Below are 25,688 nucleotides of genomic sequence, written 5' to 3' on the forward strand. Positions count from 1 at the left end.
AAAACCACAGCCCTTGCGCTGTGGTTTTTTTATTTCCCGCTTTGAAAACAATACGCAATCCTTATTTCATGTTCTTTTGAAATCGTGCATGAGCCTTGTTTTACCTGCTGGCCACTTACGCAGTCACGACATGGAAGCGTCATCTGTTCATGCTATGCTAGCGGCTATTGATCTGATGATCGCCCTACTCTCCCAACCAGCCCATTTCAGTTATGTCGATACTTCAAAATGCGCCGCATCTCCGCGCTGTGCTGTTGTTGCTGATTGCCATGCTCAGCCTGCAAAGCAGTGGCTCGATGGCCAAGCTGCTATTTGATCAGTTTCCGATTCTGACCGTTTCAGCCATGCGGCTGCTGCTGAGCGCGCTGGTGCTGATGCTGATTTTTCAGCTCTGGAAAATTCAGCCCAAAGCCATTCGCTGGCCAGCGATTTTCAGTTACGGTGCCGCACTGGCCGGTATGAACATGCTGTTTTATCTGGCGATTGACCGCCTGCCGCTGGGCATTGCGGTATCATTTGAATTTATCGGGCCGTTAAGCGTGGCGCTGTTTTATGCCCGGCGCAAATTCGACTTTATTTGGGTCGGCCTCGCCATTGTTGGGCTGGTGCTGTTGTTTCCTTTTGATCAGACCGCGCAGCCGCTCGATGGTCTGGGCGTGTTGTTTGCCTTAGGCGCCGGTGCCTGCTGGGCCTTATATATTGTGGCCGGACAGAAACCATCGGGTGTATCCGGGAATCATACGGTCTGTTTAGGTATGCTGGTCGGTACCCTGATTTTATTACCCATTGCTTTATGGGATGGCCTGCCTGTTAGCGTATTTGAACCGGGCAATTTCATCTATTTTATTGCCTTGGCAGTTCTGGCCAGCGCCTTGCCCTTTAGTCTGGAAATGATTGCACTTCGCAACCTGACCGCACTCAGTTTCGGTACACTGATGAGCATGGAACCGGCCATTGCCGCGCTCTCCGGTTTTGTCTTTTTGGGCGAACAGTTGCTCTGGAATCAATGGCAGGCCTTAAGCACCATTATTGCCGCCTCCATTGGTTGTACCTATACCGTGCAGCAGCGCAAACAGCAGTCCAGTTAAGTAGAGTGGATCTGGCCAGACTGAGCCTCCTGCTGTGTAGTGCTGGAATTTATTTTGACCGGCTACTCATCAAAATTTAAGCAAATTGCTATAATCAGCAGCATCTCCCCAATATGCTGACACCTTCCGGTGTTGGTGGTGCGCTTATGCAAAATGCTCAACTGCTGTCGGTACTGTTCATGGTGCTGTCCATGACCTCGTACCAGATTAGTGCCTCCTTTGCCAAACAACTGTTTGAGGTGCTCGATCCGCTTACCGTGACCATTTTACGGTTGTGCTTTGCCGCCATTATTATCTGCCTGATGTTCCGTTCCTGGAAGATTATTTCCCGGCTGTCCTTTTTAAAATGGCGGGATCTGCTCTGCTATAGCGCCGCTTTATGTCTGATGAATGTGCTGTTCTATATGTCGCTGGGCAAATTGCCACAAGGGATTGCGGTTGGTCTGGAATTTATTGGCCCGCTGGGACTGGCTCTGCTCTCGATTAAACAGCGCAGTGATTATATCTGGGTGCTTTTGGCGATTTTGGGAATTGCGCTGATGGTGCCTTGGGGACAGGCCAATAGTGACAATTTTTCAGTCTTTGGTGCCCTCTGTGCGCTGGGTGCCGGCTTTTGCTGGGCCCTCTATATTTATTTCGGGCAGCGCGTGGTACAGCAGAATATTGGCATGCATGCCCTCACCATTGCCATTAGTCTGGCTGCGCTGACCCTGTTACCCATTGGTCTGTATCACAATGCCGCGGCCCTGGTTGATACCCAGTACTGGGGCAAAGCCATCGCCATTGCCATTTTGGCCACCGCCATTCCGTATGCACTGGATCTGAAAGCCTTGCAGCATTTAAGCAAGCTCAGCTATGGCACCCTGTCCAGTTTATCGCCGGCACTGGCCGCGCTAACCGGCCTGGTGTTACTCGGTGAACAGATCAGCCTGTTGCAATGGGTCGCGCTGTTCTGTGTGATGCTGGCCTCCGTAGGCGTGACTCTAAGAGCCAGCCGCAAAAAAACCATCAGCCCTTAAGCAAAAAGAAAGATCAAACAAGATGAATAAAAAAAGATGGCCAAGAGAGCCATCTTTTTTAAGTCCTGAATTTAGACCAGACTGTCTTTTTGAATGGCTTTATATTTGCCGTATTCATTTAAATACTGTTTGGCCAGCTCGGTTTTCTGGCGTTCTTCCAAAATTTTCCCAGCCTGCTGGAAAAAGCCATGTTCTTCTTCCTGCAAATGATGATGCACTTTTTCAGACAGCTGCTTGGCAATCGCCAGCCAGCCCGGATTGCTAAATTCGGTTTCGGTCAGTTTTTCCAGCAGCTCATCCATTTCATGATGTTCTGCCAGCGCATGCCGGGTAATGTTCAGCCCGGAATCGGTCATCATTAGTGGAATATAAAAATAACGGTCTTCGGCCACAGCATGGGCGAATAATTCATTTTTCAGTTGATCAAACAGCTCGCGGCGTTCTGGTGTATCCCCCGAGGTCTGGATTAAACGCTCGGCCAGATCACGCTGTATTTCATGGCTTTCACGCAGTGCTTCAAAAATATTCATGTTGTTATTACCCTTTCAAATGCCAAAATTTAAACACCCGACAACGGGTTGCATCATTATTGTTAAGCAGACAGGTCAGGCTAAGCATTCACTATACGCCAAGCCCGTGCGACGGTTCCTGCAGCAATTTGTATGGGAAATTTTAATAATGAGAATGATTTACAACCAGAACATCTGATAGGCCATGCGTACAATCAGCACACTAACCAGGATCAGAAATACAATCCGGATAAAGCCGCTGCCATATTTAAAGGCCAGACGCACCCCGACCAGAGAACCGGTAATATTGGCCAGCGCCATCATCGCCCCGACCATAAACAGCACATGCCCCGTGGGAATAAAGAAACTCAGCGCTGCCAGATTGGTCATAAAATTGGCAATTTTCGACAAGGCCGAGGCATGCAAAAAATCGACCTGTAAATAACGAATAAAATAGAAAATAAAAAAGCTGCCCGTGCCGGGGCCAAAAATACCATCATAAAAACCAATCAGCACACTGCCCAACGCCGCCAGGAGCAACATTTTGCGGTTTAAAGTCTGCTGCACATGCAGCTGGCCAAACTGCTTTTTCATGAAGGTGTAGATGGCAATCACGATCAGCATCAGCAGCACAAAGGGCCGCAAAATATCGGTCGGAATCATTGACACGCAGGCTGCGCCAACGAAAGAGCTGAGAAAGGCACATAGCCCGATCACGCCCAGCAATTTCCAGGACAGCTGCACTTTGCGTAAAAAAGAAAAGGCCGCCGAAGCAGTGCCACAAATGGAAGCCAGTTTGTTGGTGCCAAACACCGTGGCCGGCGCCAGTTGCGGCATTGCGCCCATAATCGCCGGAATCTGGATCAGGCCGCCACCACCAACCGCGGCATCAATTGCACCGGCACAGAAGGCAAAAATCACGAGGCTGATGACGATTTCAATATCCATATCGGGGCAATCCTGTGGCCTCAGTGCAGATGAAAATTAGAGATTCAAGACCCGTTTTGGTACCAGACGTTTTTTATCGGTAATTTCCGCCAGCCCTAAACATTTCTCGCCCTCAAATACCAATACCTGAGTTGCCGCCGCATGGTCAATATTACTTTCCATGCCGCGACAAAAATATTCGGCCCGGCCTTCTGGCACCTGTACCTGTGGAAAATGCTCAATCGGGGCATAAACCGGCAGCAACAGCGCTTCACGCTCGGCTTCGCTCAGGCTTTCCAGATAGTCCAGGGTGTAGCTTGGGATCAGATCAAAATGCCCGGTCTGAATACGGTGCAAATAGGTCAGATGCCCATAGCTGCCGAGCGCCTTGGCAATATCTTCACCGAGTACACGAATATAGGTGCCTTTGGAACAAGTCACATCCAGGGTGATACTATTGTCAGTAAACCCTAGCAGCTCCAGCGCATAAATACTGATGGGACGCGCATCCCGTTCAATTTCAATGCCTTTACGGGCCAGCTCGTATAAGGGACGGCCTTCTTTTTTCAGCGCTGAATACATCGGTGGCACCTGCTGAATATCGCCAGTAAATTGCGTCAGGACGGTTAAAATATTTTCTTCAGTCAATGCCGGTACCGCAGCCTCTAACAGCACTTCACCTTCAACATCACCGGTGGTGGTGCTGTGTCCCAATTGAATGGTGGTCTGGTAACGCTTGGTTGAATCCAGAAGAAAATGCGAAAACTTGGTCGCCTCGCCCAGACAGATTGGTAATAAACCAGAGGCCAACGGATCTAAAGCACCGGTATGTCCGGCTTTTTGCGCACGATACAGCCAGCGCACCTTTTGCAGTGCAGCATTGGAGCTGATACCCAGGGGTTTATTCAATAAAAATACGCCATGCACAGGACGACGCTGAATTTTAGGAGAAGATGCTTTCATGGCAAAAATCGGACAATTCTAAACTGCGCCATGGTAGCAATCTGAGCACAAGCTTTACAACTTTTCTATAAAACAATGTCATTTTTATGGCATATTGAGGGCGAACTGAAAACCTAAAATAAATACAATGGAAAAACAGGTGCATAGGAATGCAAAAACATAAATTATGGCTCTGGTTGGGCCTGATTACCGTGGCAGTGATGGGCATTATTTACTGGTTAATTCCCCATTCACCACCATCCCCCGGTCATGCACAGGCCGCCACAGCGCGTACATCTGCAACCTCGTCTCTACCCGTGAGCAGTCCAAACAGCTCTGCAACCCTGTCCTTTTTAAGTCCCAGTCAGCAGGATACTGAAATTAACTGCCAGTTACAGCTCGACTCAGGTAACCGGCTGATGGTCAATGAACAGACCCGTAACTGTTTTGAATATTTTATTACCCAATATGGCGAGAAAACTCTGGAGCAGATTCATCAGGATTTTCAGCGTTATATCGCCCAGACCCATCAGGAGCCGGCCTTGGGACAAATTCTGGATTTATGGCAGCGCTATCTGGATTATCGTGAGCGCCTAGGGGAATTGCAGCCGCCACAACTGGATCCGGACAGCCCGCAATATTATCGCAGCATTTTTACTAGCATGAAAAACCTGCGTCAGCAGTTTTTCTCGGCCTATGAAATTGAAGGATTATTTGGCACAGAAGATACGTACCACGAATACACACTTGATCGCATGCAAGTTCTTGCTGACAAGAAATTGAGCGAAGCTGAAAAAGCACAACGGCTAAAAGATTTATTTGAACAACTACCCGAAGATTGGCAAGAAAATCTAGAACAACTGAATAAATTGGATGATTTGCGTAAACTCACTGCAGACATTAAAGCCCGTGGTGGTTCAAGTGAAGAAATTCGCCAAATGCGTCTGAATCTGGTAGGTCCTGAAGCTACACAACGTTTAGAAAACCTAGATAGCGAACGTGCCAACTGGAAGTCTAGTGTTAATAACTACTTAACGGAACGAGATGGTATTATGAAAAGCGGCATGAGTGATGCAGCCAAACAGCAAGCCGTACAAAAGCTACGCCAACAACACTTTAAATCACCAGAAGAACGCTTACGTGCTGAAACGTTTGAGCAAGTACATGATCAAGGAGGCAAACTGCCCTTTGCAGATTAATTCATAACTTTAAAAAAGGGACATAAATTGTCCCTTTTTTGTATGCAAATTTTTCTCAATTCAAGTGCAGTTTTTCAAATTCATTAAAAATCAAAGCGTTAAATATTTATATACATTTGTATATAAAACAATATTTTAGCATTCATCGAAATGCTCGTTACTGTCCCAAAATGACATGGTTTTTAAGCCCTAGCATGAAAAAATAACTGCTCCAAAAACAAGCACTTTTTATTTGTAATAAGTGGCTTAAATAACATGCCCTTGCGGATGAGCATCGGCTAGAAAACAAGAATATAAAACATAGGAATTGTTTATGAAAACCTTCATAAGAACAACACAGGCACTTGCTTTGTCGACTCTAGCGATTGGGCTCAGCATGCATACTCAAGCAGCAGGTAGTGCAAGCCAAGTAACAGCAAAAGTCACTTCAAATTATGCGAAAACCAAATACCCAATTTTAATGGTTCATGGCTGGCTCGGTTGGGAACGCATTGGTACCAATACCATTGGTTTAGATTATTGGTATCAAATTCTGCCAGATATGGCACGCAATGGTTCTACTGTATTTGCAGCTCAGCTTTCACCTGCCAATACTACTGCACATCGTGGTGAAGCCCTCATTGCCCAAGTTGAAGATGTCATGGCAATCACAGGTCAGCCAAAAGTGAATCTGATTGGTCACTCGCATGGCGGCCCTACAGTCCTTTATGCAGCACAAGTAAAACCAAATGCAATTGCTTCAATCACTGGGGTTGCAGGAACTTATCATGGCTCTAAAGTTGCAGATGACATCCAAAATAATACGCTGACCCGTACAGCATTTAATATTCTAGGTGATTATATTATTGGACCATTAATTGCCTTAGGTCAGCTCAAACCTGAACTGGAAATTGACTTTGATGCATCGATGAAGTCCCTCACACAAACAGGTTCAAAAACCTTTAATGCAACGGTTGCACAAAATGCCGTGAAAGATGGCGTTTTAGCAGCGACTGAAAACTGTAATAAAAACCTAAAACCACGTGACAGTAAAGGCATCTATTACTATTCATGGACAGGTGTGGCGCAAGCGACCAACGCCTTAGACATTGATACGATTTTAATGCAACTTGGGCCATTGTCGTATGGCAGTAAAGACAATGACGGCATGGTGGCACGTTGCAGCGCCTTCATTGGTAAAGTCATTAAAGATGACTACAAACTTAATCACACCGATCTTGCCAACATGATGTTTGGCTTAAAAGGTCTATTCGCACCAGATCCTGTCGCGATGTATCGCCAACATGCCAACCGCTTAAAACTACAAGGTTTATAAGCAAAATGCCTTTATATTACGCGATATAAAGGCATTGTTTTTTTATTGCGCTCGCCTCAGGATGAACAATGAAAATATTTCCATTCTTGGCATTGGCTTTAGGGGTGGGTGCAATCTCATCCACAAAAGCCAGCACTGCCTTACAAGCCTATCAAGCATCTTTTGTACTCTCTAGCTATGCGAAAACGAAGTATCCTATTGTCTTTGCACATGGCTTTAGTAGTTTGCTCGGGCATAGCATGAATGTTCTTACTCAGAATCAATATCCTGTTGAGATCACCGCGGCTTTAGATGCAATGCATCCAGAAAAAATACAACGCTTTAATGCGCTGTATGGTTCGAGTGCTATTCCGAAAGATTGCAACAGCCAAGGGACTAAAATCACATCAAATGGGATTCATCATTACTCATGGATGGGCAATCGCCAAGTCACCAATGCAGTCGATGTCATTGAATCCACCGTCGTTACCTTGGGTGGTAGTTTCCTGAAAGTCAGCCCCAATGATGGTGCATTGCCTCTTTGCAGCGGACGCTATGGACACATTATCCGTCAAGATTATCAACATAATCATTTTGATGAAGTGAATCAGTTCTTCGGCATTATTGGCACTTTTGCACAAGATCCTGTGGCCTTGTATCGCCAACATGCCAACCGTCTTAAATTACAAGGTTTATAAACAAGCATTACATATATCCAACCATAAACCTACGTGGATTGTTTAGATTGAAATCAGGCTGGGACAGAGGTGGTCCCACTTGTTTGAACAACTAAAAGCGTATTTATAAGTGATATTCCGCTCTAGTTAAGCCACCTTGTTTTGTTGGGGTAGCTGATCATAGTAAAACTCATTTGGTGTCATTTTGTCTAGACTCGAATGAGGTCGTTTCAAATTATAAAACTCAAAATATGCACTTAATTGCTTTTTCGCATCTGTGACACTGCTATAAGCTTTGAGATACACCTCTTCATATTTAACGCTCCGCCATAATCGTTCAACCATCACATTATCTACCCATCGACCTTTACCATCCATACTGATTTGAATGCCATTTGATTTCAATACATCAATAAATGCATCACTGGTAAACTGGCTGCCTTGGTCTGTATTAAATATTTCAGGTCGACCATATTTTTCAATCGCTTCATTTAAAGCCGAAATACAAAAATCCACCTCCATACTAATCGATACCCTATGCGCAAGTACCTTGCGGCTATGCCAATCAATCACAGCACATAAATAAACAAAGCCTTTTGCCATAGGGATATACGTTATATCCGTAGACCACACTTGATTACTGCGCTGAATAGCCAACCCTTTGAGCAGATATGGATATTTACGGTGAGCTTGATTAGCCTGGCTTAAATTTGGTTTGCAATATAACGCCTGAATACCCATTTTCTTCATTAAAGTACGTGTATGACGTCGTCCTATATGATGTCCTTGACGATTCAACAAATCACGCATCATACGACTGCCTGCAAAAGGATATTGCATATGTAATTCATCAATACATCGCATCAGCTTCAGATCTGATGCACTCACAGGTTTTGGGCGATAGTAATAACAACCACGGGAGACTTTCAGCAGCTTAGCTTGCTTAGATACTGAAATCTGAAGTGAGTCGTCGATTAACTTTTGTGGTTGAAGCGGCCCAGTTTCTTCAACACACCTTCTAAAAAATCAATTTCTAATGCCTGCTCACCGATTTTTGCATGTAGTTTTTTTAGATCGATGGGTGGTTCTGTTGGAGCTTTTGATTGATCGAAAGCTTGCGAGGAAGCTGAGATCAATTGATTTTTCCAGTCAATAATTTGGTTTTGATGAACATCAAACTCAGCACTCAATTCAGCAAGTGTTTTTTCTGCTTTAATCGCAGCAAGTGCTACCTTAGCTTTAAAATCATTTGAATGATTTCTTCTTGGTCTACGTGCCATAAAATACTCCATATATTGATGTTTATAACATCATTTGAGGAGCAGAATATCACTTATAGGAGTTGTTCAAATTTACGGATCCATCTCTGACTGCCTAAAACAACAAGAGGAAACAACAATGAAATATGGATTAATCACTGCTGCTTGTATCGCAGCCATGACCATGACGACGGCTCAAGCCAACAGTACGCAAGCCAAACAATATACTGCCAAAGCATCGACACAGTATGCCAAAACCAAATATCCAATAGTATTTGGTCATGGTATGGCAGGTTTTATTCAAATTGGTAGCGATCCTTTCGGTTTAGATTATTGGTATCAAATTCTGCCAGATTTAGCGCGTAATGGTGCCAATGTTTGGGCAACACGTGTTTCGCCATTTAACTCTTCAGAAGTTCGTGGTGAGCAGTTGAAACAACAAGTGGAAGAAATTTTGGCGATTACCGGCGCACAGAAAGTCAACTTAATCGGCCATTCACATGGTGGACCAACGATTCGCTATGTGGCAGGTGTCATCCCAAATAAAGTTGCATCTTTAACTTCTATCGGTGGACCACATAAAGGCTCACCCGTTGCCGATTTAATTTTAAAAGCTGAAGGCACTGTTGTTGAGGGTCCATTGGTAGGTGGCGTGAACCTTGTATCCAAAGCCATCACATGGGCACAAGGCTTAGATCCAAATAGTTTCCCTCACAATTCACTTGAAGGTGGACGCAGTTTAACTGCTGCGGGTTCCGCAGCCTTTAACCAAAAATTCCCAATTGGTATGCCAACAACGAGTTGTGGTGAAGGTAGCTATCAAGAAAAAGGCATTTATAACTATTCGTTCACAGGCGTAGGTCAAGTGACGAATCTACTAGATCCTGACTCTGCGCTCAAAGTGACTGCACTACTGATTGATGGTGGCAAAAACAATGATGGCTTAGTGTCGCGTTGCAGTGCCAAATTCGGTAAAACCATTCGTGATAACTACAACTGGAACCACCTAGACGAAGTCAATATGGTCTTTGGCTTAAAAGCCATGTTTGCTCCAGACCCTGTGGATGTTTATCGTCAACATGCGAATCGTTTAAAACTACAAGGGCTATAAAGCTCAACTCATTAAAGCCCTGCATTGCAGGGCTTTTCTTTGCATTCATGATTGGGATATTGCATGAAAATTAAAACAATATACTTCACCATAGCTGCCCTACTCTTTAGCTCATTCGGTACTGCTTCAAATTTACAAAAAGCACAAAGTAAAAACGTGATCTCTAACTATGCCAAAATGCAATACCCCCTCGTATTTGCACATGGCATGATGGGCTTTAATCGCATTGCTATGGATGTTTTGGGCATGGATTATTGGCATCAAATTTTGCCTGATTTAGCACGTAATGGTTCAACCGCTTTTGCTGCCCGCATGTCACCTTTTAATTCATCAGAAGTCCGTGGCGAACAATATGTCGAACAGCTCAAAGAAGTATGGCAATTATGGGTGCTAAAAAACTCAATTTAATTGGACATAGCCACGGTGCCCATGCAGTGCGCTATGCAGCAGGAGTCATGCCACAACATGTCGCTTCTGTTATGACAGTCGGTGGCGCCAATCAAGGCACAATCGTGGCATCGGATGTGATGAAATTTGCCAGTCAAACTGGTATCTCTGATTTACTAAATACCCTGATTAGTAGTTTTGGCGCTGTGATTATGTGGGCACAGGGTTTGGATGCACATGCTTTTCCGCATAACGCTTTAGCTGCAGGTCATAGCACTTCTATTGAAGGCACCGCTGAATTTAATCAACGTTTTACGCTTGGGTTATCTTTAAAGCATTATGGTGAAGGCAAATATAACGATCAAGGTATTGCGCTATATTCAATTATGGGCAACAAACAAATGACCAATGCATTAGATTTCAGTGATGCCGCGATGAAGGCACTGGATTTGATCTCTGCTTCTAAAGCAAGTGCAAATGATGGCATTGTCTCGGTCTGTAGCGCCAAATTTGGTAAAACCATTCGGGATGATTTTCCATGGAATCATCTCGATGAAGTGAATTTACTGTTCGGTTTAAAAGGTACTTTTGCTCCAGACCCGGTCGCGGTCTATCGCCAGCATGCCAACCGGCTCAAACTGCAAGGTCTATAAACCAGTCTACAGCCATAAAAAAATGCGCCATGGGGCGCATTTTTTCAACGAGATAAAACTGATTAAGCTTCAGTTTTACGCGCTGGTAACTTTTCACGAATACGTGCAGCTTTACCAGACAATTCACGTAGGTAGTAAAGTTTAGCACGACGAACGTCACCACGACGTTTCACTTCGATTTTAGCAACGATTGGAGAGTGAGTTTGGAATACACGCTCAACGCCAACACCGCTAGAAATTTTACGTACGGTGAACGCAGAGTTCAGACCACGGTTTTTCTTCGCAATGACAACGCCTTCGAACGCTTGTAGACGCTCACGGTCACCTTCTTTAACTTTTACTTGAACAACTACTGTGTCACCTGGTGCAAAAGCTGGGATGTCTTGTTTAAGCTGAGCATTTTCTACAGCTTGAACTAAAGGATGCTTACCACTCATGGGGTATCTCCAATATGTGTGGGTCAGAAGAGGTCTGAGATCCACTGGGGCTAGAGGCTAAAGCGCATAGACCCGATTAACTTTCCCTTTATGCTTGACCGCTTCAAGACATAAAGAGCCTATTTAAATACTCAGTCTAAAGACCAAGCTTTTCATTGCGCCCGAAGCATAAATTAAGATTTATGTTCTGGCAAATCTTTTAGCCATTTTTTCTGCTGTTTGGTCAGTTCCACTTGTTCAACCAGTTCAGGCCGACGCTCAAGTGTACGCTGATAACGCTGCAAAAAACGCCATTTTTCAATATTTGCATGATGACCTGATTTCAGTACCTCAGGCACATCCAAACCTTCAAAATGGTCAGGCTTTGTGTATTGTGGGCAGTCTAACAGACCATCCACAAATGAATCTTGTACATGGGATTGTTCATCAGACATGGCACCCGGAAGTCTCCGGATAATACTGTCTAATAACACCATCGCAGGCAGTTCACCGCCCGATAACACGTAATCCCCAATCGACCATTCCTGATCGACATATTTCTGGATTAAACGTTCATCGACACCTTCATAACGGCCACACAGCACAATTAATCCGTCATATTGGACAAATTCTTGTACAGCGGGTTCATTTAAGGTTTGACCTTGTGGTGACATATACACCACGGGTACGTTGACCGCACCTGCTTCATGAGCAAGTTCTTTGGCACGGCGGATTGCTTTTGCCAGTGGCTCAGCCATCATTACCATACCGGGACCACCACCAAATGGACGTTCATCCACTCGTTTGTAGTTACCCTCAGCATAATCGCGAGGATTGATACAATGAATTTGCATCAACTCACGTTGTGCTGCGCGCCCGCTAATACCGAAACGTGTAATCGCTTCAAACATTTCAGGAAAAAGCGTAATGACTGCAAAAAACATCGCAGACTCCCGTATTTCCAAAAATATTAGTAATCTACGCCCCAATTGACATAAATACGACCTGTTTCGAGATCAACGCGTTGTACCACATCTTTATGCCATGGAATCATACGCTCTTCGCCATCGATACTGTCGGCAGTTGCGCGAACCACCATCACATCGTTAGCACCTGTTTCAAACAGTTCGTGGATTTGACCGAGATTGACTTCCTGTTCCTCATCATCCAGACCTAACACGGTTAGACCTTTTAAATCAGACCAGTAATACTCATCCACACCTGCTTGCGGCAGTTGCGATTTTGAAATCCAGATATTTGCACCAACCAGACCGTCTGCTGCAGTGCGATCACTCACACCTTTTAAGCTGACAACCAGGCCTTTGCCATGTGGTTTCCAACGTTTTACATCGACAGTTTGCCAACCTGCTTTGGTCTCAATGTACCAAGGCAGGTAGTCAAACATGTTGCTCATAGGTTCTGTATTGGAATAGACCCAGAGCCACCCATTTAATCCATATGCTGAACGTAGCTGTCCAATCTGAATACGATCTTCGGGTACATTCTGTGTTGGTGTCATGGGCTACCTACTACTTAATTCTTTAAAATTATGCAGCAGCTGCAGCTTTCTTCGCTTGAGCAGCTAAAGAAGCAACACGTTCAGAAGGTTGAGCACCTTGTGCTACCCAGTGAGCAAAACGGTCAGCATCTAAACGAAGTTTTTCTGCTTTACCTTGCGCTGTAGGGTTGAAGAAACCGATACGTTCGATGAAACGACCGTCACGTGGATTGCGGCTATCAGTTACAACGATTTGATAGAATGGACGCTTTTTAGCACCACCGCGAGTAAGACGAATAACTACCATGATACAACCTTATAGTTTTTACGGATTATCCCTGTACCGACCATCGATACATTTCAAACCCCTTTCATAGAGGGCAGTATTTTACGCGAAGTTTGCCCTGAATGAAAGATCAAAAAGTGTTTATCCGCAGTTTTGAATTTATTCATCCCAGCTTGATGTTGCAGATAAACCAGTTTCACAAAGTACCGTAGTCGAATTATCTTTTGACCAAAATCTTCGACCTAGATGATCTAAACATAACACACCTGTACCTGCTTGAGTTGTATTTACCCGTGGACTAGCAAATAGAGTCCACGAATCAGATGTTAGTACACCAGCATTACTTGGACTAATTGTAATATTATATAAAGGTTCATTGAGAGGAAAAGAGTTAGAAACTCCTAAGTCAGCTAGATTGGCATTGGTATATCTATAATTAACAGATTTATAATTTGTGAGTTTTCTCGCAACATCAAGCATTTCTGTTTTGACTTCTGCTCGTTTTGTTTTGCGAACATAATTTTGATATGAAGGATATGCTATTGCAGCTAAAATCCCGATAATTGCAACCACAATCATAACTTCAATAAGTGTAAATCCTCTAGTCACCATAACTCCCCCCCTATTCCACAACTATTAGTTGTCAGATTATTCGCTTGATTTTTACACTTAAGCCCTTCGCTATTCATCAAATAGTTAAAGCTTCTGGAGCCAACCAATTTATTATTGGTATTCTTAGTCGTAACCATACTCCATGTATTAACACTGCCAAGAGTCTGCGTTTGTGGATCACTACAAGCTCCCGTGACCAAGGGCTGAGCAGGGTTTCCAATTTGAATTAAACTGATCGTATATCGAATTTCATTCCCTGTCGCCCCAATTGGAAGTGTTAGCGATGTTCGATTTGCTGCCCCACCATAATAATCTGCCAAGTCAAAGCATCGATATGTGAAATTTTTAGCTTTATGTTTCTCAAGAAGCTCTGAGATCTTCAGCATTTCTTCAGTAACATTTGCCTCAGCAGCTCGTCGGACTTGATTTTGATACGAAGGAATGGCAATCCCAGCAATTACTGAGATTACCACGACAACAATCATCAATTCGATTAACGTAAAACCGTTATATTTGATCATTGTCCTACCTCTTTTCAAACCAACGAGTCGGATTCAATTTACGTGTACATTGCCAATTACCAATGCCACTCGTATTGCTCGCAAGAGTAAAGTTTCCACAACTATTATTTCCTGTTGTACCACCATTGTTTGCTAATGCAATACCTTGAATCCCCTTGCCAATGACATTTGCATTTTTCCAACCTGCACCGTCACGCTCAACACGAAACCCTGTTTTCTTTTCACGCATTATATCAATAGCGCCTGTATCTGTGACACATACTCCAAATGGTAAACAATATTGTTGTCGATCTGTCTCACCGACAACCCTTGGCAAACATGGGTCTTGTGGTGTAATACCAGTACCTTCAGGATCATAAACTGGAATAAACAAATTATTTCCAATCGCTAAAGGCTCTTCAAATGCTTTAAGACCACCTGGCTTTCTAAATGTTCCATTGGCTAATTCAGCACCATTAGCTGTAGTATCCCAACTCCAAGAAAGCGAACGGTACCAGCCAAATTTTGGTGCAGTCTCATTAAAATATTGACTATATGCGGTGTTGGTTTCTGTTAATGCTACCTGTGGATTGGATAATAAGTCTTTAAGGGTTAATTCACGGGTAAGCAAACGGTTCGATAAAGGTACATCCTCTTCACTTGTAGTTGCAGTGTAATCAGTAGTTAACTCTCTATTAGTAATCAGGCTGTCATTAATAAAATCTAAGTCAAAAATTCCGTAAACTTTATTTACTGGACGCCCGCTTAGTGCAATATTCGGTGACAATCCATCTCGCCCCTCTGTTGGAGCAACATCTAATGGGGTACTACGATCACCTGATGCTGCACCTACTACAATAAATGTCTTACTTGATGTAGAACCTTGTTCATCATGAATTGTTAAGGTCACTGGTTCATAAAAACGTGGGTTATCACCATTGGTAATTGATGTTCCATCTGTATTTGTTGCCAAATTAGCAAGTCTTGTTGTGCGTACACCAAAAGATTCACCTGCTTTTTCATGATAATTATCTAGATCAATCCTAAAAATTTGCCCACCCAAATCACCAAAATACAGATGATCTTCAAAACCATCACCATCGCGATCCAAAGCACTGACACGTGAGACAATACTATGCTTCATATGAGTATTATCTGCATCTGAATCATTATTACTTGCCCAGAATAGGCGTTCTCCTGTATCGGCATCTACCACGTAAATCGCGTTACCTTTAGCCCTAGTCTTAGTAGAACAGTTATCTGTATCATTTTCAGTTGCAGCTGAAGCTAGTTTAAATCTTGGATTTTCGTAACACATATCATAACCACCACCCACAACCATGGCTCTTTTAGGCTTTCCATTTATACGAAGATTAATTAATGTAGGTTTGGACCAAGATTGCCCCATACGACTAAAATCACTTAAGTCTGGACCAATTCTAAATTTCAACTTTGGTTTTTTAGGATTAAGAACATCCAGAGCATAGAAACTGTTCCCTCCCATCCTTAAACCACCATATACGTTCATTTTTGTCGCCACAACTTGCGCATTTGGATGAGTTCCTGAAGTACGATAAGTTGCATCAACCACCCAAGGTGCATCTACACCATGTGCTGGTGCTGGAGTACCAGATCCTTTTTGAACTAAAGCACTAGAAGCTCTTTCATCATTTAAAATTTCAGCAGGAACAAATACCATTTGCTCTTCACCAGTAAGAGAATCAACGATATGCAATCCTCCCTCCATTGATCCATATAAAACCGATTGCTGACGTGCTCGCACAAAATTCCCATCATCCAATGGAATATCTTGAGTTAATAGTTCACCAGAACTAGAAATCACGCCTGAATATGTCATTTGAACAGGGAAAGAGTGAATAATGCCGCCCATACTGATATATGGAGATCCTTCATAACTCACCTCATCATTTTCAGGTAATTCTTCTAACGCTGTATCTACTTTAAATCCTAAATAGTTAAGTAACTTAAGTCGCACAGATACTGGAAATTGTGAGAGCACACTTTGACTTCTAAATTGATTTAAAACAGTATTTTTAGAAATTCCTGTATCCAAATTCGGCACTCGAAGTAATGGAGTAGGTGTCACTGTTCCTGTAGTCTCATCTCGAGTTTCTAATGGAACCAAGATATTACCATTTACATCTTTTACATCTGTGACCAAGTTACGTAATGTCGATTGCTTAGTTTCAGTTGGCATAGGCAACATTTCATATGTCCCACCAACTTGAATCAAACCACCATCATTCTGTAATAATGAACCCCACAAATTTTTAGTATTGGTTGCGAAATTACCAATTGCATCAAAGATATTAATATTACGATCGACCAAGACGCCATCTTTCATTGTATATTTCTTGAGATTTCCCGCCCAAGTTAACAAGCTAGGTTGAGCCGGATTAGGCTCTAACATACGCAAGTAACCTACATTTTGTAATCCATTTGGATTTAAGGCATCAATCGGAACAGACAAAGCACCTGTCGGTAGAGGAGATAGAGGATCCGTTCCCAAATTATCAATAAAGTTTAATACACTTTTGGTAACATCATTTGCCGAAGTTGCTGTATAAAATCCACCATTTCCGTAACCACTTTCAGGATTACGCCGAGTTGCATTAAGATTGAGTGTTAAGCCATCGGCTTGATAGTATGAACAAGCATCACCTTTTAAATTAGAGCCCAACTTACATGCATTTCTTACATCATCATTAGAGAGATTGTTAAAGCTGTTACTATAACCAACAAATGCTGTTTGAATTTTAACACCAGCTGGATTAGCTCCTGAATATAAGCGCTTAGCAAACTCTCCCATACATTTCCAAGCACCACCACTATTTCCACCAGTTAATGGATTTGTCAAATTTGAAGAACTCACATTACAAGAAAAGTTTGTATCCGGCGGATTAAGAACTGGAGATGACAAAGCATTTATCATTTGAGTTTGAGCCGCAGCATCAGAAGAGTCATTAGGTTCCCCATCCGATAAAACATATACACCTTGACCATCACAAGAAACTTTATTCGTTGGTAAAGGAGACTTGTAGTGTTCTATTTCATTAGTTGTAGTTTTGCTATCTAAAACTGAGTTAGAAAAACCACTTGTATTACTCTGATTTTTTTCTACTTTTATAAGTGTCTTGATATTTGTTTTAATGAAGTAGGAACGTGGATTACTTTGGTCAGTATAAAAATCATAGCTCTTACCTTCGAATGCTGTTGCAGTTATTGGCGAAAAATTTAAACACTCTTGATAATAGTACGAACCAATTCTACTTATATTAGAGCTATAAGAAGTACATTCATTATATTTTCTATTAGATGAATTACCAGTTCGTTGTAAATTTTCTCTATACACATCCGCTTGCTGCTCCTCTATATAAGAATTTGTTCTAGTCCCCATTAAATATGATGCAGCTTCTGCATAACCATGAGAAGTTGGTGTACCACCTACCGCTGCAAGCTGGTTATTAACAGCCCAACGAAGAGCTTGGCGCTGTGCAGATTCAGGCTGTCCATTTCGTGCAGGCGCACCAAGTTTTGCAGCAGGAACAAGAATAACTCCCTGCTTACTACCGCTTGCTCTAGGAAACTTACCTAAACCCATCACCACATTTTCAAGTTTTGGATCATCACTATCCAATACTGCACGGATCCCATTTTTTAATTGTGTAATACGCTTTAAACTATCGTTATTAGTCGTGCTACCACCCATGGTCCAGGCCATGCTCCCTGAAACATCCACCATCATTACAATCGTTTTTTGACCTGCTGTTGGCATCGCATAAATCTGTAAATCGCTTGCCTGTACAACTGAACTACACATAAGTGCGGTCAATGCTGCACTCAATACAGATATTTGAATTTTTCTGAGTTGCATTATAATATCCTCAACTTATGGCGCGACAGTTTGTTCAAGAAAAGAAGCCAAGTTAAACTCTTGTACTTGGCTCACTACTGGTACATTAAAATCCATCAAACAGTCTTTTAATGTTCGCTTAGTACTCATTTCTGCGCTTAAATTATCTGAAATAAAAACGTTATTGCTCGATAAACAAGCGGCTTGCAAATTTGTAATTGTAGTATTGGCATAAGCTGGCAAAAATGCCGTAGTGGTTACTCGAATTGCTTGACTTGAAATAAGGTTTTTAGGTAGACCTGAGCCTATGCTTAAATTTGTACCACGCACTAAATGAGATCCTACTTGTTTTGTAGGGTCCCTTTCACGAGGTATGGTAATTGCCACTTGAGTTACTACAGCCTGACGAGCACTACCAAAATCTTGAGTTAAATCACAGAGACCATTGATACCACTATCAACCAATCTAGCCCCATCCTCAGTCTCATTTGCGGCAATGACAGAAGTATCTACAATTGAGCCAAATACCCGCCCTACACGTGGTTTGTAGCAGAAAATGAATTCCCGATTGGGTGCTTTTTCATCAATTGCAGCACCTACTGCAGTTGAATAACTCATTAAGCGTGTTAAATCCACGGTATTGAGATATTTATTTAATGGCGTATCGGCAGCCTGAGTTAATAACTGGTTTATTTGTGCATTAGTTGAGATACGTAATGACGTTATCCCTGTTTTAATTGCATATGTTCCCACAATCATAATGATCAATAACAAAAATAAAACCACTACCAATGTTGAGCCTTGCTCTTTATGAATATTTATATGTATCGTTTGCTCAGTCATCATTTTCCCCTAATCCATTCCGAAGAGCCACCGTTGCGATATAAACCTGTCGAGGAATACGGTTTGCTGCTGTTTGATCTGACAAGGACCCGGAAAATCCACTTAAGCTTTCAATACCGAATAAATTAAACTCCTGAGCAGGATTAATATTTTGACTCGAGACTATATTCTCCGCTCGGACTAAAACACTTAATTTAATTGCTACTGCTTTTAAATTAGGTTTTGTTTTAAAAGTTGGGATATCGTAATAAGCAATAGCCCCATTATTATCCATACCTCCTATCAACACCTTAAACTGGTCAATACGAGGAATAACGACTTGAGCATTTACCCCCAACCCATTCAATATTGTGGGTTTTTTTTGGGGAGGATTATCTATTTTTCTTGATTCTTCACTACCATCACTATTGACAATTATTTCATCTATTTGTGCTGGAGTTGGTATATTCGCATCGCATACTAATGATAAATGTGTAGTATCATCCCGAATAAAATAACGCTGAACAATTAGATCTCCAGCACGAACATTTACCCCCTCACAATTTAACATTTGTATTGGTGCTACAAATTGTATAGTCAGCTGATCACTCTCTATCTCTTCCATATTAGATAGCCCATTAGATTGACTCACTAAATCAGCAACTGGAAGTCCATTCACAGTTGTTGCAACTATATTCGCAGTATTTAAAACTAAACCGCCATTTTCTGTATTTGCTCTAATTTCAAATTTATTATCATTACCATAATTAATTAATTGAATATCTTTAACAATATACTCCAGCCCAAATAAGCCACTATCTTGAATTTGAGCATTCGCATCTTGAAGTTTAGTGGTAATAAAACTACCTAAGATCAGTTGGATAGCTGCCGCTGTAATGATCAACCCTAAAGCCAATGCAATCATTAGCTCAAGTAAAGTAAAGCCTTTTTGTATTTGATTATGGAATATTTTCATTAGTATAGCTCCATCATCAAACAGCTTGATCCAACCACATAGACACCTGTTGCATTCATACATGCTGTTGTATTCGCCGTTATATTTGTTGCTCCCCAAGCTGCATACAGACACATACGTGTCTCTTCACCCGTCACATTGGCTACGCCTGGACATACCTCCATGCGTAACTGCATCCCAAAGTTTCCAGCATTAGCTTGCGCTTGAGCCACATCTGCTCGAGCGAGATTTTCTGCCGTACATAAGTTATTAGAATTAATACATGCTTTCGCATGCACCGATTCCTGAGCTGTATTTACTAAATTTTGATAGGCTGTCCTTCCTGTATTATTTGCACGAATGCTCTCAGCCAACCCTTTAAGTACAAATAAAGCATGAGACCTTTGGGTTGCTTCCGTACTCGCCTCAACCGCACGTACTTGCAATGCGGTATAACCCAACACACCTATTGCTAAGAGGAGAAGGGCTACCAAGACTTCCATTAGCCCAACACCACGTTGATAAGCTGTATTCATGAACATACCCCTTCCTCAATAGAATCAAAAGTCCCAATGACAGAGTAATTAATTGTTTTAGATACTTTTAGTTTTTTAGAACATAAAATAATATTTCTTGAATAACTCTCCAATTGATCGACCATACTGCCATCGATATTGATCTGGTCAGCTACCCAAATTTCGTCACCCTCAGAATTTGTTTCTCGCTTCATTTTGACAAAATGACGAGGCATATATATACCTTGTGCATTAAATACAATATCTGGAGGAGCAATATGGCCATCAGGTATATTCTTAATCAAAATTCCTTCAGATTGAGGCTTCCAAAAATAATTTGTTGCAGTATTCGAAGAAGATGAATTAAGCCCCACCACAATATTAGTTTTTAATAAAACAGCCTGACTTCTTGCCTGACTTAAAATATGGATAAGATCTTTAACTTCACTTTCTAATTTACGTTTTTGCAACATATCTGTAAAAGAAGGCGCCGCCATCATCGCCACAATCGCCAGTACTGCAATCGTGACCATCAATTCAATTAAGGTAAATCCCTGACTTTTTCGCATGCTCTCCCCCTAGGCAAAAATGTTGGCCCAGTTAAAATCATACTTATTAAAGTTACAAAAACTACACAGAACAGATAAAAGGCATAAAAAAGCAGATGACTGTCATATCACAATCATCTGCTTATTTTTAAAAGAAAAATTAGACTGTTATCTACTTCTCAGTTTAAGCCTGAGTTACAGGAATACGTAACTCTTTCGGTAAACTAAAGGTAATGTTCTCTTCACGACCAGCAAGCTCGGCAGGTGCGGTTGCCCCCCAGTCCTGCAAACGCTGAATCACCTGTTTAATTAAAATTTCCGGAGCAGACGCACCGGCAGTCACACCAATTTTCGTTTCAGGATTAAACCAGGCCTGATCCAGCTGATCGGCATTATCGACCAGATACGCCTGTTTACCCATGCGTTCGGCCAGTTCACGTAAACGGTTCGAATTCGACGAGTTTGGCGACCCGACCACCAGCACTACATCACACTGACTAGCTAAATCACGCACCGCATCTTGACGGTTCTGGGTGGCATAACAGATATCATCTTTACGCGGTCCCTGAATCTGCGGGAATTTCTGGCGCAAGGCATCAATCACTTTGGCAGTATCATCAATCGACAGCGTGGTCTGCGTAACAAACGCGACTTTTTCAGGATGACGCACGCTTAAAGCCGCAACATCTTCTTCATCTTCCACCAGATAAATTTCACCACCATTTTTCTTGTCATATTGACCCATGGTGCCTTCCACTTCAGGATGGCCTTCATGTCCAATTAAAATCGCCTCGACCCCTTCACGGGCATATTTGGTCACTTCAATATGCACCTTGGTCACCAGCGGACAGGTGGCATCAAACACTTTCAGGCCACGGCGCTCAGCTTCCTGCTGGACTGCTTTCGACACGCCATGTGCACTAAAAATCACAATATTGTCGTCTGGCACTTCATCCAGCTCATCTACAAAAATCGCACCACGCTGACGTAAATCATCGACCACAAACTTGTTATGCACCACTTCATGACGTACATAAATTGGTGGATTAAAGCATTCAAGGGCACGATTCACAATCGCAATTGCACGGTCCACACCCGCACAAAAACCACGTGGATTAGCCAATACAATTTCCATAGAACCCTCGATATTCATTTCAACTTTTGCAGACAGATGCGAAATTAATGCAAACAAATAGATGCTTAACTATTTTGTTTAAGCCAGCTCTGCTCTAAAATAGAGAAGATATTTTATCATATCAGGAAAAATATCATGTCGGGTCTCTTGTTTGTCGTTTCTGCAGCTTCAGGAACAGGCAAAACATCCCTTGTTAAAGCCCTGCTTGAACGTGTTAACAATCTGCACGTTTCTGTTTCCCACACGACCCGTGGTCAACGTCCTGGCGAACTGGACGGCGTTCATTACCATTTCACCCAGAAACAGGATTTTATTGACCTGGTGCAACAAGGCGGTTTTATTGAATATGCCGAAGTCTTTGGCAATTATTATGGAACAGCCCAAGCCACGGTCAAAGAGCAACTGGCCAAAGGTCACGATGTCCTGCTGGAAATAGACTGGCAAGGTGCGCAGCAGGTGCGCAAACTTTTTCCTGAATCGAAACAGATTTTTATTTTACCGCCAAGCCAGTTTGACTTGCGCCAGCGCCTGTCCAATCGCGGCACCGATGCTGTCGATGTAATTGAACATCGCTTAAGCTGTGCAGTAGAAGATATGCAGCAATATGTCAACTTTGACTATGTGATTATCAATGATGACTTTAATAAAGCCCTGCATGACCTGGAAGCCGTGATTATTGCCAACCGTCTGGTGTTAAGCCAGCAGGCCAACCGTCATCAGGAGTTAATCCAGAAGCTGATTACCCCTACAGCACCCTGATTAAAACTTGAGTCTTCAGGCAAAGCACCTTATACTGCACAGTCTGTTTAAATTTACCATTCAAACGAGAACTCTTATGGCACGCGTCACCGTTGAAGATTGTTTAGACCATGTAGACAACCGCTTTGAGCTTGTACTAGTGGCAAGCAAACGCGCGCGTCAATTGGCACGTCAAGGAATTGAACCTACCGTTGAGTGGGACAACGACAAACCTACCGTTGTTGCTTTACGTGAAATTGCAGAAGGCCACGTTTCTAAAGACATTTTGAAACAACGCGATCAGGACTACCAAGCCTCTAGCCTTGACCTTGCACTTTCAGCAAATAACTTGAATTTAGATGGTTTTTCTTTCCAATAAGAAAATACATCCTGAAAAGCCTAGTTTTTTACTAGGCTTTTTTATTATTTGAACTTTAATATTTGCGCAATAACCGTTATAACATAAGCATCGGAACTCGTAATTACAACGAGCTTTTATTTCGATATTTTCGGTGAAAAAAATTGACAAGTCATGCAATATGTTTTTCATTAGAAGATCAGTTTTTGTGATTGTTACGAGCATTGTAGTTAAAGGTGGTATATGCCAGGCGCAGAGGTCAGCCAAGCCAAACAGCAACTAAATATGATTATCGACGCTTACTTGAGTGAAAGCGATAGCGAGCGCGTGCTTGCGGCCTGTGACTATGCCGATCTGGCGCATGATGGCGTGACCCGTAAAAGCGGCGAGCCTTATATTCTGCATCCGATTGCAGTCAGCTGCATTCTGGCGCATATGCGTCTGGATACCGAAACCCTGATGGCGGCGCTGCTGCATGATGTGATTGAAGATACCGAATTTAGCAAAGAAGATATTACCGAGAAATTTGGCCGAACCGTGGCCGAGCTGGTCGATGGCGTCACCAAACTCAGCCATTCCAGTGATAAAGAATATAATAAAGCCGCGTCCTTCCGTAAAATCCTGCAAGCGACCCTGCAAGACCCGCGTGTGATCATTATTAAACTGGCTGACCGCTATCACAATATGACCACGCTAGATGCCTTGCGTCCAGATAAACGCGCCCGCATTGCCCAGGAAACTTTTGATATTTTTGTGCCGATGGCGCGTATTGTCGGTATGAATGAAATGGCCGACAACCTGGAACATCTGTGCTACCAGAATCTTGACCTAGATATGTTCAATAATGTTCAGGCCGCCCTGCTAGAAACCAAGCCGAAACGCTGTGAATATCAGGCCAAATGGGAAAAGAACCTGGCCGAGCTGCTGCAATATCATCAAATTAGCGGCCGGATTAAAAAGAAAAATAACAATATCGAACTGCTCCGTTATTTCGTCAAAAACGACATCGATCTGCAAGAGCTGACTCACAGCCACGCCTTTGAAATTATTCTGCAAAGCATCGCCGACTGTGACCGCTTAGCCGATATTTTACGTGAACATTTTCAGGTGCTGCATTTTGCCGATCATATTCGCCGGCCCTTACCGGGTGGCAACCAGTCGCTGATGCTGCGGCTGAAAGGTGAAGAAACCACCTTATCCTTAACCATTCAAACCGAGCTGATGCGTAAAGCAGCCCGTTTTGGCGTGGTTCTCGGTGAGAATGCACCGCAAGCCTGCCGCTCGGCGATTCAGGCCTCGATGCAAAACCTAAACGTGCTGATTGATGGCGCCTGTGCCAAAACCACCTTTAGCGAACTGCTGGATTATCTGCATCAGGAAAAAATCTGGGTTTATACTCCGCATGGCCATCTGCATGAATTACCGCAAGGCGCTACCGCAGTTGATTTTGCCTATTCGGCCAGCCTGTTCCTCGGTAACCATGCGGTCGGTGCCAAAATTAATGGAGAAATCAAACCGCTCTCTACTCCGCTGACCAGCGGCCAGGTGGTAGAAGTGATTACCGATGTACTGGCCACCCCAAACCCAGATTGGCTCAGCTTTATTAACACCCAGAAAGCACGCCGTGCCCTGCAAAACATTCTGCGTGATCAGGATATTGACGAGCAGCGTCTGGTGGGTGAGCAGGCCCTTAACCGTGCCTTAAAACTGTTTAACTGTTCGATTAAAGATTTAAGCGAAGACGACTGGATTAACCTGTTGCAATGGCGTCATATCGACAGTAAAGAACGCCTGTTTGAACAGATTGCAGTCGGTGACCTGTTACCGCAACTGGTGGCCAACCATCTCTATTCACAGGACAGCAGCTCGGAAGTTTCGGATCGTCTGATTCAGGGCACCGAAGGCATTGATGTTAAATATGCGCATTGCTGTAATCCGGTGCTTGGCGATCCGATTCAGGGCCATTTATCCCGCCGTGGTTTAATTGTGCATCGCGCGCGTTGCCATAACCTGCTGCATGAACAGCATCTGCATCCGGAAAATATCATGCCGCTACAGTGGAACTCGGATGATGTCGATGACGTCAGCTTCACCGCCTATTTATGCATTGATATTGAAATGAATGATGAGCAGATTTCTGACCTGATCTATCAATGCCGTAAAGCCAAAACCGGGGTGGAAATGGTCCGTAGCCACGATGCCAAGACCTATGTCAATATTGTGGTAAATAACCGTAAGCAGATTGCCCAGATTATTCGCGACCTGCGCATGCATTTTGGTTTCCCGCGGATTATCCGTCTGGAACTGCCGCCCAATATTGCCGAAACATCCAAAGCCTGTTAATCATGATACGATAGGCCTGAGCC

General features: G+C 43.0%; 24 protein-coding genes and 2 pseudogenes. 10 read left to right on the top strand and 16 right to left on the bottom strand.

What is annotated here, in order from left to right; translation table 11 throughout:
- The first annotated feature begins 212 nt into the window (after window positions 1-212).
- Both GA693_RS10505 and GA693_RS10510 read left to right on the top strand, forming a co-directional pair.
- The gene (locus GA693_RS10505; RefSeq protein ID WP_160240923.1) at window positions 213-1,088 is read left to right on the top strand and encodes an EamA family transporter; all 876 of its coding nucleotides are present in this window, start codon (window positions 213-215) and stop codon (window positions 1,086-1,088) included.
- Window positions 1,089-1,234: 146 nt separating this feature from the next.
- The gene (locus GA693_RS10510) at window positions 1,235-2,107 is read left to right on the top strand and encodes an EamA family transporter (protein WP_104505691.1); all 873 of its coding nucleotides are present in this window, start codon (window positions 1,235-1,237) and stop codon (window positions 2,105-2,107) included.
- A 71-nt stretch (window positions 2,108-2,178) separates the two neighbouring features.
- Here GA693_RS10510 and GA693_RS10515 read toward each other — a convergent pair whose 3' ends face one another.
- The 3 genes from GA693_RS10515 to truB form a co-directional block, all read right to left on the bottom strand.
- A complete protein-coding gene (locus GA693_RS10515) occupies window positions 2,179-2,637 on the bottom strand; it encodes a hemerythrin domain-containing protein (protein ID WP_075168265.1) in 459 nt (152 codons plus the stop codon).
- A gap of 159 nt (window positions 2,638-2,796) precedes the next feature.
- Window positions 2,797-3,564: a sulfite exporter TauE/SafE family protein gene (locus tag GA693_RS10520; RefSeq protein WP_104473447.1), complete on the bottom strand. Its 768-nt coding sequence runs from the start codon at window positions 3,562-3,564 to the stop codon at window positions 2,797-2,799.
- A 36-nt stretch (window positions 3,565-3,600) separates the two neighbouring features.
- Window positions 3,601-4,506 (bottom strand): tRNA pseudouridine(55) synthase TruB, encoded by a 906-nt coding sequence (truB, locus tag GA693_RS10525; RefSeq protein WP_104473448.1) that lies wholly within the window; start codon window positions 4,504-4,506, stop codon window positions 3,601-3,603.
- A 149-nt stretch (window positions 4,507-4,655) separates the two neighbouring features.
- Between truB and GA693_RS10530 the strand changes: the two genes are divergently transcribed.
- From GA693_RS10530 to GA693_RS10540, 3 genes and pseudogenes are all read left to right on the top strand, one after another.
- Complete coding sequence (locus tag GA693_RS10530) at window positions 4,656-5,684, top strand: lipase secretion chaperone (protein ID WP_160240922.1); 1,029 nt, start codon at window positions 4,656-4,658, stop codon at window positions 5,682-5,684.
- A gap of 313 nt (window positions 5,685-5,997) precedes the next feature.
- Window positions 5,998-6,999, top strand: a complete 1,002-nt coding sequence (locus tag GA693_RS10535; RefSeq protein WP_160240921.1) for an esterase/lipase family protein — start codon at window positions 5,998-6,000, stop codon at window positions 6,997-6,999.
- A gap of 224 nt (window positions 7,000-7,223) precedes the next feature.
- Window positions 7,224-7,676, top strand: a pseudogene (locus GA693_RS10540) (esterase/lipase family protein); the annotation flags it as partial.
- 126 nt (window positions 7,677-7,802) lie between these two features.
- Here GA693_RS10540 and GA693_RS10545 read toward each other — a convergent pair.
- Window positions 7,803-8,935, bottom strand: a protein-coding gene (locus GA693_RS10545; RefSeq protein ID WP_223155595.1) for an IS3-like element ISAba14 family transposase whose coding sequence is annotated in 2 segments (ribosomal slippage) — window positions 7,803-8,683 and window positions 8,683-8,935 — 1,134 coding nt in all. Because the reading frame shifts where the segments join, the coding sequence is not laid out codon by codon here.
- Window positions 8,936-9,053: 118 nt separating this feature from the next.
- Between GA693_RS10545 and GA693_RS10550 the strand changes: the two genes are divergently transcribed.
- Both GA693_RS10550 and GA693_RS10555 read left to right on the top strand, forming a co-directional pair.
- Window positions 9,054-10,025, top strand: a complete 972-nt coding sequence (locus GA693_RS10550; protein WP_160240920.1) for an esterase/lipase family protein — start codon at window positions 9,054-9,056, stop codon at window positions 10,023-10,025.
- Between the two features lie 63 nt (window positions 10,026-10,088).
- A pseudogene (locus GA693_RS10555) lies at window positions 10,089-11,065 on the top strand (esterase/lipase family protein).
- A gap of 62 nt (window positions 11,066-11,127) precedes the next feature.
- Here the strand turns inward: GA693_RS10555 and rplS are convergent.
- The 12 genes from rplS to ispH all read right to left on the bottom strand — a co-directional run bounded on the left by rplS (window position 11,128) and on the right by ispH (window position 22,226).
- Window positions 11,128-11,502, bottom strand: a complete 375-nt coding sequence (rplS, locus tag GA693_RS10560) for a 50S ribosomal protein L19 (protein WP_003792460.1) — start codon at window positions 11,500-11,502, stop codon at window positions 11,128-11,130.
- A 173-nt stretch (window positions 11,503-11,675) separates the two neighbouring features.
- Entirely contained in the window at window positions 11,676-12,425 is a 750-nt protein-coding gene (gene trmD, locus GA693_RS10565; protein ID WP_104500704.1) for a tRNA (guanosine(37)-N1)-methyltransferase TrmD, read from the bottom strand.
- Between the two features lie 26 nt (window positions 12,426-12,451).
- Window positions 12,452-13,000, bottom strand: a complete 549-nt coding sequence (rimM, locus tag GA693_RS10570) for a ribosome maturation factor RimM (protein WP_016658481.1) — start codon at window positions 12,998-13,000, stop codon at window positions 12,452-12,454.
- 28 nt (window positions 13,001-13,028) lie between these two features.
- Window positions 13,029-13,286: a 30S ribosomal protein S16 gene (gene rpsP, locus GA693_RS10575; protein WP_004809941.1), complete on the bottom strand. Its 258-nt coding sequence runs from the start codon at window positions 13,284-13,286 to the stop codon at window positions 13,029-13,031.
- 138 nt (window positions 13,287-13,424) lie between these two features.
- A complete protein-coding gene (locus GA693_RS10580) occupies window positions 13,425-13,877 on the bottom strand; it encodes a type IV pilin protein (protein ID WP_104472458.1) in 453 nt (150 codons plus the stop codon).
- Window positions 13,871-14,398 (bottom strand): type IV pilin protein, encoded by a 528-nt coding sequence (locus tag GA693_RS10585; RefSeq protein WP_160240919.1) that lies wholly within the window; start codon window positions 14,396-14,398, stop codon window positions 13,871-13,873. The genes GA693_RS10580 and GA693_RS10585 overlap by 7 nt, the downstream gene beginning before the upstream one ends.
- Window positions 14,399-14,402: 4 nt before the next feature.
- Entirely contained in the window at window positions 14,403-18,272 is a 3,870-nt protein-coding gene (locus tag GA693_RS10590) for a PilC/PilY family type IV pilus protein (protein ID WP_160240918.1), read from the bottom strand.
- A 15-nt stretch (window positions 18,273-18,287) separates the two neighbouring features.
- Window positions 18,288-19,094 carry a PilX N-terminal domain-containing pilus assembly protein gene (locus GA693_RS10595; protein ID WP_160240917.1) on the bottom strand — a complete coding sequence of 269 codons (807 nt, stop codon included), beginning with the start codon at window positions 19,092-19,094 and terminating at the stop codon, window positions 18,288-18,290.
- Complete coding sequence (locus GA693_RS10600) at window positions 19,087-20,049, bottom strand: prepilin-type N-terminal cleavage/methylation domain-containing protein (protein WP_160240916.1); 963 nt, start codon at window positions 20,047-20,049, stop codon at window positions 19,087-19,089. Before GA693_RS10600 ends, GA693_RS10595 begins: the two co-directional genes overlap by 8 nt.
- Complete coding sequence (pilV, locus tag GA693_RS10605; protein WP_104472464.1) at window positions 20,049-20,564, bottom strand: type IV pilus modification protein PilV; 516 nt, start codon at window positions 20,562-20,564, stop codon at window positions 20,049-20,051. The genes GA693_RS10600 and pilV overlap by 1 nt, the downstream gene beginning before the upstream one ends.
- Window positions 20,561-21,112, bottom strand: a complete 552-nt coding sequence (locus tag GA693_RS10610; protein ID WP_160240915.1) for a pilus assembly FimT family protein — start codon at window positions 21,110-21,112, stop codon at window positions 20,561-20,563. Before GA693_RS10610 ends, pilV begins: the two co-directional genes overlap by 4 nt.
- A gap of 163 nt (window positions 21,113-21,275) precedes the next feature.
- Window positions 21,276-22,226 carry a 4-hydroxy-3-methylbut-2-enyl diphosphate reductase gene (gene ispH / locus GA693_RS10615; protein WP_045795274.1) on the bottom strand — a complete coding sequence of 317 codons (951 nt, stop codon included), beginning with the start codon at window positions 22,224-22,226 and terminating at the stop codon, window positions 21,276-21,278.
- Between the two features lie 135 nt (window positions 22,227-22,361).
- On the opposite strand from ispH, the gene gmk reads away from it, so the two are divergent.
- The 3 genes from gmk to GA693_RS10630 all read left to right on the top strand — a co-directional run bounded on the left by gmk (window position 22,362) and on the right by GA693_RS10630 (window position 25,665).
- Window positions 22,362-22,985, top strand: a complete 624-nt coding sequence (gene gmk / locus GA693_RS10620; protein WP_045795273.1) for a guanylate kinase — start codon at window positions 22,362-22,364, stop codon at window positions 22,983-22,985.
- A gap of 76 nt (window positions 22,986-23,061) precedes the next feature.
- Window positions 23,062-23,343, top strand: a complete 282-nt coding sequence (gene rpoZ, locus GA693_RS10625) for a DNA-directed RNA polymerase subunit omega (protein ID WP_005013174.1) — start codon at window positions 23,062-23,064, stop codon at window positions 23,341-23,343.
- A 222-nt stretch (window positions 23,344-23,565) separates the two neighbouring features.
- Entirely contained in the window at window positions 23,566-25,665 is a 2,100-nt protein-coding gene (locus GA693_RS10630) for a RelA/SpoT family protein (protein WP_160240914.1), read from the top strand.
- Window positions 25,666-25,688: the final 23 nt, after the last annotated feature.

Origin of the sequence: Acinetobacter indicus, assembly GCF_009914475.1 — a bacterium.
GTDB classification, from domain to species: Bacteria; Pseudomonadota; Gammaproteobacteria; order Pseudomonadales; family Moraxellaceae; genus Acinetobacter; species Acinetobacter indicus.